This window comes from Streptomyces sp. NBC_00876, from assembly GCF_045207435.1.
Lineage (GTDB): Bacteria > Actinomycetota > Actinomycetes > Streptomycetales > Streptomycetaceae > Streptomyces.
On the sequence record NZ_CP108800.1, the window covers coordinates 6,155,876 to 6,167,813 of the forward strand.

The 11,938-nt window shown below is 70.8% G+C and carries 13 protein-coding genes; 11 read left to right on the forward strand and 2 right to left on the reverse strand.

The window, feature by feature from the left end; all coding sequences use genetic code 11:
- Positions 1 to 12: 12 nt before the first annotated feature.
- From OG782_RS27235 to mutM, 9 genes are all read left to right on the forward strand, one after another.
- Positions 13 to 1,647, forward strand: a complete 1,635-nt coding sequence (locus tag OG782_RS27235; RefSeq protein ID WP_406455271.1) for a DAK2 domain-containing protein — start codon at positions 13 to 15, stop codon at positions 1,645 to 1,647.
- A gap of 106 nt (positions 1,648 to 1,753) precedes the next feature.
- Positions 1,754 to 3,970: an ATP-dependent DNA helicase RecG gene (gene recG, locus OG782_RS27240; RefSeq protein WP_406455273.1), complete on the forward strand. Its 2,217-nt coding sequence runs from the start codon at positions 1,754 to 1,756 to the stop codon at positions 3,968 to 3,970.
- Between the two features lie 122 nt (positions 3,971 to 4,092).
- A complete protein-coding gene (rsmD, locus tag OG782_RS27245) occupies positions 4,093 to 4,677 on the forward strand; it encodes a 16S rRNA (guanine(966)-N(2))-methyltransferase RsmD (RefSeq protein ID WP_406455275.1) in 585 nt (194 codons plus the stop codon).
- Between the two features lie 26 nt (positions 4,678 to 4,703).
- Entirely contained in the window at positions 4,704 to 5,183 is a 480-nt protein-coding gene (coaD, locus tag OG782_RS27250; RefSeq protein WP_406459306.1) for a pantetheine-phosphate adenylyltransferase, read from the forward strand.
- Positions 5,184 to 5,281: 98 nt separating this feature from the next.
- Complete coding sequence (locus tag OG782_RS27255; protein ID WP_406455277.1) at positions 5,282 to 6,373, forward strand: cell division initiation protein; 1,092 nt, start codon at positions 5,282 to 5,284, stop codon at positions 6,371 to 6,373.
- Between the two features lie 168 nt (positions 6,374 to 6,541).
- Complete coding sequence (locus OG782_RS27260) at positions 6,542 to 7,207, forward strand: YceD family protein (RefSeq protein ID WP_406459308.1); 666 nt, start codon at positions 6,542 to 6,544, stop codon at positions 7,205 to 7,207.
- A 2-nt stretch (positions 7,208 to 7,209) separates the two neighbouring features.
- The gene (rpmF, locus tag OG782_RS27265) at positions 7,210 to 7,383 is read left to right on the forward strand and encodes a 50S ribosomal protein L32 (protein WP_003965982.1); all 174 of its coding nucleotides are present in this window, start codon (positions 7,210 to 7,212) and stop codon (positions 7,381 to 7,383) included.
- 19 nt (positions 7,384 to 7,402) lie between these two features.
- Positions 7,403 to 8,227 (forward strand): ribonuclease III, encoded by an 825-nt coding sequence (rnc, locus tag OG782_RS27270; protein WP_406455279.1) that lies wholly within the window; start codon positions 7,403 to 7,405, stop codon positions 8,225 to 8,227.
- A gap of 114 nt (positions 8,228 to 8,341) precedes the next feature.
- The gene (mutM, locus tag OG782_RS27275) at positions 8,342 to 9,196 is read left to right on the forward strand and encodes a bifunctional DNA-formamidopyrimidine glycosylase/DNA-(apurinic or apyrimidinic site) lyase (RefSeq protein WP_406455281.1); all 855 of its coding nucleotides are present in this window, start codon (positions 8,342 to 8,344) and stop codon (positions 9,194 to 9,196) included.
- Positions 9,197 to 9,204: 8 nt separating this feature from the next.
- On the opposite strand, the gene OG782_RS27280 is transcribed toward mutM, so the two are convergent.
- Together OG782_RS27280 and OG782_RS27285 are read right to left on the reverse strand one after the other, a co-directional pair.
- Positions 9,205 to 9,645 (reverse strand): winged helix-turn-helix transcriptional regulator, encoded by a 441-nt coding sequence (locus tag OG782_RS27280; RefSeq protein WP_406455283.1) that lies wholly within the window; start codon positions 9,643 to 9,645, stop codon positions 9,205 to 9,207.
- Between the two features lie 129 nt (positions 9,646 to 9,774).
- Positions 9,775 to 10,752, reverse strand: coding sequence for a CAP domain-containing protein (locus OG782_RS27285; protein WP_406455285.1), 978 nt, complete (start codon positions 10,750 to 10,752; stop codon positions 9,775 to 9,777).
- A 146-nt stretch (positions 10,753 to 10,898) separates the two neighbouring features.
- Between OG782_RS27285 and OG782_RS27290 the strand changes: the two genes are divergently transcribed.
- Together OG782_RS27290 and OG782_RS27295 are read left to right on the forward strand one after the other, a co-directional pair.
- Positions 10,899 to 11,180: an acylphosphatase gene (locus OG782_RS27290; protein ID WP_406455287.1), complete on the forward strand. Its 282-nt coding sequence runs from the start codon at positions 10,899 to 10,901 to the stop codon at positions 11,178 to 11,180.
- Positions 11,181 to 11,619: 439 nt separating this feature from the next.
- Positions 11,620 to 11,832 (forward strand): hypothetical protein, encoded by a 213-nt coding sequence (locus OG782_RS27295; protein ID WP_018551753.1) that lies wholly within the window; start codon positions 11,620 to 11,622, stop codon positions 11,830 to 11,832.
- Positions 11,833 to 11,938: the final 106 nt, after the last annotated feature.

Here is an 11,938-nt window from a genome sequence, read left to right on the forward strand (position 1 = left end):
GAGGACCATCAGGTGCCGCAGACCGCCGACGAACCGGACGCCGTCGCGGTGCGTACCTGGTGCTCACTGGCGCTGGACGCGCTCGGCCGGGAGCGCGAGGCGATCGACGCGATCAACGTGTACCCCGTCGCCGACGGCGACACCGGCACCAATCTCTACCTGACCGTGGAATCCGCGGCGGCGGCCGTCGAAGCGGTGTTCGCCGCCCATGAGACCGGCACCACGGTGCCCTCCACCGCGGACGCGGTACGTGCCATGGCGCACGGGGCACTGATCGGGGCCCGCGGGAACTCCGGCACGATCCTGGCGCAGCTGCTGCGCGGCATGGCCGGGGTGCTGGCCGGGGGGACCGGCGCCGAGCGGCTGCGCCTCGCGCTGGCCCGGGCCGCGGCATCGGCCCGCGAGGCGGTCGCCCACCCCGTCGAGGGCACGGTCCTGACGGTGGCGGACGCGGCCGCCGCGGCCGCGGGACGCGTGCCGGACGGAGCCCGGGCCACCGCGGTGGCCCAGGCGGCCTACGAAGGGGCGCGGACGGCCCTGGTCCAGACCCCCCGACAGCTCGCCGTCCTCGGCAGGGCCGGTGTCGTCGACGCCGGCGGACGGGGACTCGTGGCGGTGCTCGGGTGCCTGGTCGAGGCGGTTTCGGGACGGGCCCCGGAGCGGTTGCACGAAGCGCCCGCCGCTCCGGCCCCGTTCCCCGCCGATGGCGGGGACTGCCCCGCGGCGGACGACCCGCAGGGCGGGCCGGCCTTCGAGGTCATCTACCTCCTGGAGGCGGACGACGAGGCCGTGGAGCGGCTGCGCACCCGGCTCGACCGGCTGGGCGACTCCCTCGTGGTCGTCGGCGGCGACGGGCTGTGGAACGTCCATGTGCACGTCGACGACGCGGGAGCCGCGGTGGAGGCCGGGGTCGAGGCCGGCCGGCCGTACCGCATCCGGATCACCCACTTCGCCGCCGACCGGGTGCACGCCCGCCCCGAACCCGCCCAGCGCGCGGTCGTCGTGGTCGTCCCGGGCGACGGACTCGGCGGTCTGTGCGCGGAGGCCGGGGCGACGACGGTGCTCGCGCGGCCCGGGGAGCCGCCCGCCAGCGGCGAACTCGTCGACGCGATCCGCCGCGCCCACGCCCGCGAGGTGGTCCTCCTGCCCAACGACGGGGACCTGCGCCACACCGCCGCCGCCGCCGCCGAACAGGCACGGGCCGCGGGCATCCGCGTCGCCCTCATCCCCACCAGGGCCGCGGTCCAGGGCATCGCGGCCCTGGCCGTCCACGAACCGGACCGCAGCTTCGACGAGGACGTGGTCGCGATGACCGCGGCGGCCGGCGCCACCCGGTACGCCGAACTGGCCGTCGCCGAACGGCAGTCCTGGACCATGGCGGGCATCTGCCAGGCCGGCGACATCCTGGGCCTGATCGACGGCGATGTCGCCGTCATCGGCGAGGACGTCCCCACGACGGCCCGCAAGGTGCTGGACCGGATGCTCGCGGCGGGCGGCGAACTGGTCACGCTGGTCCTCGGCGAGGACGTCCCCGACACCCTCGCCGACGAGCTGGAGGGGCACGTCCGTGAGGGCTACCTGGCGGTGGACACGGTGGTGTACGGCGGCGGCCACCAGTGCGCACCCCTGCTGATCGGGGTGGAGTAGCCCCTCCCGCGCCGTGTGCGGCCCGCCGCCGCGGACGCGAAGCGCCGGCCCCGTTTCCGGCGCACCGGCGGTGCCCGGCGGACAACTGTCAGTGGTGTGGTGTGCAATGGATCGCGTGTCTGCGTTCGACGAACCCCTCAAGAAGCTGCTCGGTGGCGCCACCGCCAAGGTGATGGCCGAGCACCTCGACCTGCACACGGTCGGTGATCTCCTGCATCACTACCCGCGGCGGTACGAGGAGCGCGGCCGGCTCACGGCGCTGAGCGACCTCCCGCTCGACGAGCATGTGACGGTCGTCGCCCAGGTCGACGACGCCCGCGTGATGATGTTCAACGGCGGCCGGGGCAAGCGCCTCGAAGTGACCCTCACCGACGGCCACGGCCGGCTCCAGCTGGTCTTCTTCGGCCACGGGGTCCACAAGCCCCACAAGGAGCTGCTGCCGGGCCGGCGCGCCATGTTCGCCGGCAAGGTCTCCGTCTTCAACCGGAAGATGCAGCTGGCCCACCCCACGTACCAGCTGCTCGACGCCGAGTCCGCCGACGAGGCCGGGGCCACCGAGGCCGTGGACGCCTTCGCCGGCAAGCTGCTCCCGATCTACCCGGCCTGCAAGCAGCTCGACTCCTGGCGGATCGCCAAGGCGGTCGACGCGGTGCTGCCCAGTGCCCAGGAGGCCGTCGACCCGCTGCCGCCCGCGCTGCGCGAGGGCCGGGGGTTCACCTCGCTGCCCGGGGCGCTGCTGAAGATCCACCGGCCGCAGACCAAGGCCGATGTCGCGGCGGCCAGGGACCGGCTGAAGTGGGACGAGGCCTTCGTCCTCCAGGTGGCCCTGGCCCGCCGCAGATACGCGGACACCCAGCTCCCCGCCGTCGCCCGCAGACCCGCCCCCGGCGGGCTCCTGGACGCCTTCGACGCCAAGCTGCCGTTCACCCTCACCGACGGCCAGCTCAAGGTCTCCAAGGAGATCTTCGACGACCTGGCGACCGAGCACCCGATGCACCGGCTGCTCCAGGGGGAGGTCGGTTCGGGGAAGACCATGGTCGCGCTGCGCGCCATGCTCGCCGTCGTCGACGCGGGCGGGCAGGCCGCCATGCTCGCGCCCACCGAGGTCCTCGCCCAGCAGCACCACCGGTCCATCACCGAGATGATGGGGGAGCTGGCGGAGGGCGGCATGCTGGGCGGCTCGGACCAGGGCACCAAGGTGGTCGTGCTGACCGGCTCCATGGGTATGGCGGGCCGCCGGCAGGCACTCCTGGACCTGGTCACCGGCGAGGCCGGGATCGTCATCGGGACGCATGCGCTGATCGAGGACAAGGTGCAGTTCCACGACCTGGGGCTGGTCGTCGTCGACGAGCAGCACCGCTTCGGGGTGGAGCAGCGCGACGCCCTGCGCTCCAAGGGCAAGCAGCCGCCGCACCTGCTCGTCATGACCGCCACCCCCATTCCCCGTACGGTCGCCATGACCGTCTTCGGGGATCTGGAGACCTCCGTCCTGGACCAGCTGCCGGCCGGCCGTTCGCCGATCGCCAGCCATGTCGTCCCCGCCAAGGACAAACCCCACTTCCTCAGCCGCGCCTGGGAACGGGTCCGCGAGGAAGTGGAGAACGGCCACCAGGCGTACGTGGTCTGCCCCCGGATCGGCGACGACGAGGACGACGCCGGGAAGAAGGGAAACGGGAAGAAGAAGGCGGCCGGGGAGGAAGGGGACAAGCGCCCGCCCCTCGCCGTCCTGGAGATCGCCGAGCAGCTCGCCAAGGGACCGCTGTCCGGTCTGCGCATCGAGGTGCTGCACGGCAGGATGCACCCCGACGACAAGGACGACGTGATGCGCCGCTTCGCCGCGGGGCAGGCCGACGTCCTGGTCGCCACCACCGTCATCGAGGTCGGGGTGAACGTCCCCAACGCCACCGCGATGGTGATCATGGACGCCGACCGGTTCGGCGTCTCCCAGCTCCACCAGCTGCGCGGCCGCGTGGGCCGCGGCTCCGCCCCCGGACTCTGCCTGCTGGTCAGCGAGGCCCACGAGGCGAGCCCCGCCCGCGCCCGGCTCTCCGCCGTCGCCGCCACCCTCGACGGCTTCGAACTGTCGCGGATCGACCTCGAGCAGCGCCGGGAGGGCGACGTCCTCGGCCAGGCCCAGTCCGGGGTCCGCTCCTCGCTCCGGGTACTCAGCGTCATCGACGACGAGGAGGTCATCGCCGCCGCCCGCCAGGAGGCCGTCACGGTCGTGGCCGGCGACCCGGACCTGGAGCACCTGCCCGAGCTCAGGACCGCCCTGGACGCCCTGCTCGACAAGGACCGCGAGGAGTACCTGGACAAGGGGTGACCCACGGGGGTGCGAGGCGGGGCGGACCGCCGCGGGAGCCCCGGCCGCCCCGACGCCATATCGTGGGAGGCACGGCGTCCGCAGCACCCTGCGCGCCGCCCCGACCCGAGGACCAGACACCCATGACCCGCGTGATCGCCGGCTCGGCCGGCGGACGCCGCCTGGCCGTCCCGCCCGGCACCGGCACCCGCCCCACCTCCGACCGCGCGCGCGAGGGCCTGTTCTCCACCTGGCAGGCACTCCTCGGCACCCTGGACGGCGTCCGGATCGCCGACCTCTACGCGGGATCGGGAGCCGTCGGCCTCGAAGCGCTCTCCCGCGGAGCGGCCCACGCGCTGCTCGTCGAGGCCGACGCCAAGGCCGTCCGTACCGTCCGGGACAACGTCCGCACCCTGGGCCTGCCCGGCGCCGAGGTCCGGGCCGGCAAAGCCGAACAGATCGTGACAGGCCCGGCGCCGGAGCAGCCGTACGACGTGGTCTTCCTGGATCCGCCGTACGCCGTCACCGACGGCGATCTTGGCGAGATCCTCCTCACACTCCGTGCCCAGGGGTGGCTCACAGGCGATGCACTCGTCACCGTGGAACGCAGCACCAGAGGCGGAGAATTCAGCTGGCCCAAGGGATTCGAGCCATTGCGGGCCCGTCGCTACGGCGAGGGAACGCTTTGGTACGGTCGCGCCGCCGCTACGTGCGAAGACGCACGATGACCGGACCGGAGAGCGAGGGAATCAAGTTGCGCCGCGCCGTCTGCCCGGGGTCGTTCGACCCCATCACCAACGGACATCTCGACATCATCGGCCGCGCCTCGAAGCTGTACGACGTGGTGCACGTCGCCGTGATGATCAACCAGTCCAAGAAGGGCCTGTTCACGGTCGACGAGCGGATCGATCTGATCCGCCGGGTCACCTCCGACTTCGGCAACGTCCAGGTCGAGGCCTTCCACGGGCTACTGGTCGACTTCTGCAAGCAGCGCGAGATCCCGGCGATCGTGAAGGGCCTGCGGGCCGTCAGCGACTTCGACTACGAACTCCAGATGGCCCAGATGAACAACGGGCTCTCGGGCGTCGAAACGCTCTTCGTGCCGACCAACCCGACCTACAGCTTCCTGTCGTCCTCCCTGGTCAAGGAGGTGGCGACCTGGGGCGGAGACGTCTCGCACCTGCTGCCTCCGCTGGTCCACGAGGCCCTCACCGAGCGCCTCGCTCAGCAGTGACTCGCTGACAGTCCGTCACCAGGTGTCGGGCGGGCGCCGACTGGCCGTACAGTCGTCCCGTCCGTCTCCAATCGGCAGTAGAGAGTGGCGAGCACACGGTGGACGTGCAGAAGAAGCTCGACGAGATCGTCGAAGCGGTCGGGAACGCCCGGTCCATGCCCATGTCGGCATCCTGCGTGGTCAACCGCGCTGAACTGCTCGCCATGCTCGAAGAGGTGCGCGAGGCCCTGCCCGGTTCGCTCGCGCAGGCCGCGCAGGTCATCGGCGGCCATGAGCAGCTCGTCGAGCAGGCCCGTCAGGAGGCGGGGCGGATCATCGAGACCGCCCACGCCGAGCGCGGCTCGCTCATCTCCGAGACGGAGATCGTCCGGCGGTCCCAGGCCGAGGCCGACCGGATCCTCGGCGAGGCCCGCAAGGACGCCGAAGAGATCCGCGCCGAGGCCGACGAGTACGTCGACAGCAAGCTCGCCAACTTCGAGGTCGTGCTCACCAAGACCATCGGTTCCGTCGACCGGGGCCGCGAGAAGCTCCTCGGCCGCGGCCAGGGCTTCGACGAGCAGGGCTACGAGGACCCGGACTTCGCCGAGGCCCCCGAGCGCAGCGCCGACCCGGCCACGCTCCAGCGCCGGGCCGACGAGTACGTGGACACCAAGCTCGGCGCCTTCGAGGCGGTGCTCGCCAAGACCCTGGAGGCGGTCGGCCGCGGCCGGCAGAAGCTGCACGGCCGGGTCGCCACCGACGACCTCGGCGCGCACATGGCCGCCCAGGACGCCGCGGGCAGCCAGGGCCACACCAGCGACGAGGACCACTGGGCGGGGCTGGCCGAGATCGCCACTCCGGAACCGCTCCAGGTGCCCCAGCAGCAGACCGCTCCGCAGTACCCCGCGCAGCCGGAGCCGCAGTACGCGCAGACGTACGCGTACCAGGACCAGCCGCAGCAGGATGTGTACGGCTACCAGCAGCAGCCCGACCCGTACGCCGCCTACCAGCAGCAGGGCTACGACCCGAACCAGGCCCAGGCCCAGGCCCAGGTCCCGATGCCGGCGCAGGGCTACGACGCCTGGCAGCAGCCGGTGCAGGCCCAGCAGCCCCTCCAGCAGCAGGGCGAGGGCGCCCTGGACGAGACCAGCCTGTTCGACACCAGCATGATCGACCTGGAGCAGCTCCGCCGGTACGAACAGGAGCGCTGAGCGGCCCGGTGCCGGGCCCGGGGAGCTTGTCGCGGTTCATGACCGGGGCCGGATTGGGAGCTGGGCGGCGCGTCCAGTATCCTGGCTCTTCGGTCGCGCGTATGTCCGCGATCCCGGCTGCCCGCTTCGACTCCGAACGGGCCAGCCCTCCCCTTACGTGTGATGCGCATGACTTCGAAAGCAGGAAAAGCCCTGAACGGCCAGCTCGACCACCGAAACCCCCTCGTGTTCGATACGCACGAGCTGGGTCGGCGTCCGGGTGCCCTCAAGCGGCTGACCCGCTCCGTGGATGCCCCCAAGGACCTCGGTATCGACGGGGTCATCGGTGTGCCGGAAGGCGCACCCGTGGCGCTGGATGTCCGCCTCGAATCGGTCATGGAAGGTGTGCTTGTCACAGGCACCGCCCGTGCATCGGCCGTGGGGGAGTGCGTAAGGTGTCTGGAGCCGCTGAGCCTTGAGGTCGAGGCGGACTTCCAGGAAATGTTCTCGTACCCTGACGCCGATGACCGGAACCGCAGCAGGACCGCGGACCCGGTCGACGACGCCGAGGACGACGAGGACAGGTTCTTCCTCGAGGACGGCTTGTTCGACCTCGAGTCAGTGCTGCGTGATGCGGTGGTGCTCGCACTGCCGATGCAGCCGGTGTGCACGGAGACCTGTGCCGGTCTGTGTTCCGAATGCGGAATCAGGCTGGACGAGAATCCGGGCCACCACCACGATGTCGTCGATGCTCGTTGGGCGGCATTGCAAGGACTCGCCGAGACCGTTCAGGACGGCGAGAAGGACAACATGGGCGGCGCCGAACCTGGCGTCGACGAGAAGCAGGAGAAGTAGCCGTGGCTGTTCCGAAGCGGAAGATGTCGCGCAGCAACACGCGCCACCGCCGGTCGCAGTGGAAGGCTGCGGTCCCCACCCTGGTTTCGTGCGAGCGTTGCCAGGAGCCGAAGCTGCAGCACATCGCGTGCCCCAGCTGCGGCACGTACAACAAGCGCCAGGTCCTCGAGGTCTGAGCGGCTGGTGAGAGGCCCGATGTCTGAGTTGTCCCACGCCAAGAAGCAGGCAGACAACGTCAACACAGCCTCGTCCCACACGCTTCTGGAAGGGCGGCTCGGGTACCACCTCGAGTCCGCCCTTCTGGTGCGTGCGCTGACCCATCGTTCGTACGCGTACGAGAACGGCGGTCTGCCCACCAACGAGCGGCTCGAATTCCTCGGGGATTCGGTGCTCGGCCTGGTGGTCACGGACACGCTGTACCGCACTCACCCCGACCTGCCTGAAGGCCAGCTGGCCAAATTGCGGGCCGCGGTGGTCAACTCGCGTGCGCTTGCGGAAGTGGGCCGCGGCCTCGAACTCGGCTCCTTCATCCGGCTCGGCCGCGGTGAAGAGGGCACGGGTGGCCGGGACAAGGCGTCCATCCTCGCCGACACCCTTGAAGCGGTGATCGGTGCGGTCTATCTCGACCAGGGCCTCGGCGTGGCCTCGGAGCTGGTTCACCGGCTCTTCGACCCGCTGATCGACAGGTCCTCGAACCTCGGCGCCGGCCTGGACTGGAAGACCAGTCTCCAGGAGCTCACCGCGAGCGAGAGCCTCGGAGTCCCCGAGTACCTCGTCACGGAGACCGGCCCGGATCACGAGAAGACCTTTACTGCTGCTGCTCGCGTCGGTGGTGTCTCGTACGGCACCGGCACCGGCCGTAGCAAGAAGGAAGCGGAGCAGCAGGCGGCGGAGTCCGCCTGGCGCGAGATCAGCGCCGCCGCGGAGGCGCGGGTGGCTTCGGCGAAGGCCGCAGCCGACGGAGGGGCCGCCGACACCCCTGCCGACCCGTCGCCGTCCACGGACGTCGCTCCGGCCTGACCCGAGAACCCCCCGGTCGCCTCGTGCACCGGGGGGTTTCCTCTGCCCGGAACCGGATCCGTACACAGATCCGTACACAGATTCAGATTCAGAACCGGATTCAGGAGCGTCACCGTGCCCGAGCTGCCCGAGGTCGAAGTCGTCCGGCGCGGTCTCGAGCGCTGGGTTACCGGGCGCACGGTCGGCGAGGTCGAGGTCCTGCACCCGCGTGCGGTCCGCCGGCATCTCGCGGGCGGCGTGGACTTCGCGGCCCGGCTCGGCGGCGCCCGCCTCGGGACGGCGATGCGCCGGGGCAAGTATCTGTGGGTGCCGCTCGACGAGGCGGCCACCTCGCTCCTCGGCCACCTCGGTATGAGCGGCCAGCTGCTAGTACAGCCGGAGGGCACCCCGGACGAGAAGCATCTGAGGATCAGGATCCGCTTCGACGACTCCGTCGGCACCGAGCTGCGCTTCGTCGACCAGCGCACCTTCGGCGGGCTCTCCCTCCACGAGAACACTCCCGAGGGGCTGCCCGACACCATCGCGCACATCGCCCGCGACCCACTGGACCCGGCCTTCGACGACGCGGCGTTCCACACCGCTCTGCGACTGCGCCGTACGACGGTCAAGCGCGCCCTGCTCGACCAGTCGCTGATCAGCGGCGTCGGCAACATCTACGCGGACGAGGCGCTCTGGCGCGCCAGGCTGCACTACGACCGCCCGACCGCGACCCTGACCCGCCCCAAGTCCGCCGAACTGCTCGGCCATGTGCGCGACGTGATGAACGAGGCGCTGGCGCAGGGCGGCACCAGCTTCGACAGCCTCTACGTCAATGTGAACGGGGAGTCGGGCTACTTCGACCGATCGCTCGACGCCTACGGGCGCGAGGACGAGCCGTGCCACCGCTGCGGTACGCCGATGAGGCGCCGCGCCTGGATGAACCGGTCCAGCTATTTCTGCCCGCGCTGTCAGCGCCCGCCGCGCCCCTGACGAGCACGTCAGCTCTGCGGCTTGTCCGCCCGGGCCTCGTCATATCGTTCACGGGCCACCAGGACCTCGGACATCCGGCCCTCGACGAGCTGGATGAGGCCGAGCAACTGTTCGGCGACCTGCCGCCCCAGGGCGGTGAGCTCGTAGTCGACGCGGGGAGGGTTGGTGGGCTGTGCCTCGCGGTGCACCAGTCCGTCGCGCTCCAGCGCGTGCAGCGTCTGGGACAGCATCTTCTCGCTCACCCCGTCGACCCGGCGGCGCAGCGCGTTGAAGCGGAGGCTGCCCTCGTACAGCGCGCCGAGCGTGAGACTGCCCCAGCGGCCGGTGACATGTTCCAGGGTGCCGCGCGAGGGGCACTGCTTGGAGAACACGTCGAAGGGCAGCCCCTGGTCCGGGCAGCCGTCGGTTTCGCTGCTGCTGGGGTGTTCGCCGCCGCCGGTCTCGTCCATGGAAACCAGCGTACGCCCGCACAGCGCTCTCCACGGGGTTGCGCAATCCGTGAGTGAGCCGGTGGGGCGTACGAGGTCAAAGGGGCTGGTGGTGCGGGGCGGCCGGGGCCCAGCGAGCTCCGGCCGGCCTCAGAAGCCGAAGTCCTGGGTCCACCAGGGGCCGCCGGCGCCGAAGTGGACACCCACGCCGAGGGTCTTGTAGTCGCAGTTGAGAATGTTTGCGCGGTGGCCGTCGCTGTTCATCCAGGCCGCCATCACGGCCGCGGCGTCGGCCTGGCCGCGGGCGATGTTCTCGCCGCCGAGACCCGATACGCTGGCCTTGGCGGCACGGTCCCACGGGGACTTCCCGTCGGGGTCGGTGTGGTCGAAGAAGCCGCGCGCCGCCATGTCGTCGCTGAAGTTCTGGGCGAGCGAGGCCAGCGAGGAGCTCGCCGTCACCGGGCTGCAGCCGACCTTGGCGCGCTCCTGGTTGACCAGGGAGAGCACGGCGGCCTCGGCCGAGGTGCCGGGGGCCGGTGCGGTGGACTGGCGGGCCGCCGGGGCGGAGGGCGAGGCCTTGGTGGCGGCGGGGCTCGACGTCCTGGCCGGGGCCGAGGAGCTCTTCGTGGCTCCGGCCGCCGGGGCCTTCGAGGAGGCGGACGGCTTCGTCCGCTCCTCGGCGGCCGTCTTCGTCGGCTCGGACGTCTTCGACGGGGACGCGGACGGGGAGGCGGAGGCGGAGGGCGAGCCGGCCTCGGGAGAGCCCGACTTCGTGGGCCCCTTGGCGCGGTCGGCGGAGCGGCTGGCCTGGGCGGACGCGGATGCGCGGTCGGCCGGCGCGGTCGTGGAGCCGCCCTGCGTCAGCAGGTCCGGGGCGCTCTCGGAGCGCACCTGGTCGGCGGCCGTACCGCCGGCCACGTCGTAGCCGCCGCCGCCGGGCAGCAGTCCGGAGGCGACGGCCACGGCCCCGACGGCCATGGCCGCGGAGACGCCGATCAGTCCCGTGCGGACCGGTATGCCGGACCGCTTCCTGCGGCGCGCGCCCCGGCTCTGGCCCGCGGCCCCGTCCGCGTACTCCTCGGCCTCTTCAGCGGCGGGAGCTGCGGCTGAGCGTCGATGGCGTCCCATCTGCTGTGCCCTTCTGACGACCTGGACGCCGTTTTCGGCGCCACCATGGCTCACCCGATCGGGTGAAGCTATTTGCGAGGGGACTGTACGCCATGACGTTTGGGCGAGAAGTGCTCCGAGAGCAATTGGACGGATAGCGTTCGGGCATGAACGAAGATGTACGACTCACCGCCTGGGTACGCGGCCGAGTACAGCAAGTAGGCTTCCGCTGGTTCACCAGGGCAAACGCTTTGGAGATCGGCGGCCTCACCGGATTCGCCCTCAATCTCGACGACGGCAGGGTGCAGGTCGTCGCTGAGGGGCGGCGTGAGAATTGCCACCGTCTGCTGGATTGGCTGCGGTCCGACGACACACCCGGCCGCGTGGCCGGAGTCACTGAGATCTGGGACACGCCGCGCGGCGGATATGAAGGATTCGCGATCCGCTGAACCCGCTCTCGAGCGGGCGTCGAGCAAGGCTCGTGTTCGGACTGTGTTCGAGATGCGGCGAGGGGTGACGGGGAAGGCCGGCGGGGCGCGCGCACATGAAATGACCTGCGGAATAGTCCGATGGTTGCCAAGATTCGGTTGCCGTGCCAGGCTGCGGCAGTAAGGATGATCTCCGAGCCCCTGAGGGCCCCGCAGGAGAGTCGCGCCGCATGATCGTCAAGCCGCGCGCCCCCGGGACGCCCGCCTCTACAGGGTGTGATCGTGTTGACCGTCAAACTTTTTGGTGAGACGCTGAAAACCCCGCGCACCTTAGCTGTTCGGCAGAGCTGTTTGGCAGCAGAACAGCAGTGAACACAGAGCACTGCCGAGCACCGCGGGTGCGATTCCCTCACGACCCACACCGCATCGGTCGGTCACTCAGTGTGGAGGACCATCCATCATGGCAAAGGCGCTTCTCGGTTACGTCGGCGGTTCCGATCCGCGACTCCTCGCCGAGATGCGACGGCTTCAGCAGCGCGTCCAGGATCTTGAGTCCGAGCTCGTACGGATTCAGGACGAGAATGATGCGCTGAACGCCGCCGCCCAGCACCAAGAGTCGCTGCTCGACAGCATCGACATCGACGTACCTCAGGCGGAGCCGGCGCTGACCTGACCCAGGGCCCCCCAGGGGCCGGTCGGGCTGCAGGCGTCAGCCGCACGGGATCATCGCCGGATCGTCACCGGATCATTGAAGATCAATTGCTCTTGATCTGCATCAC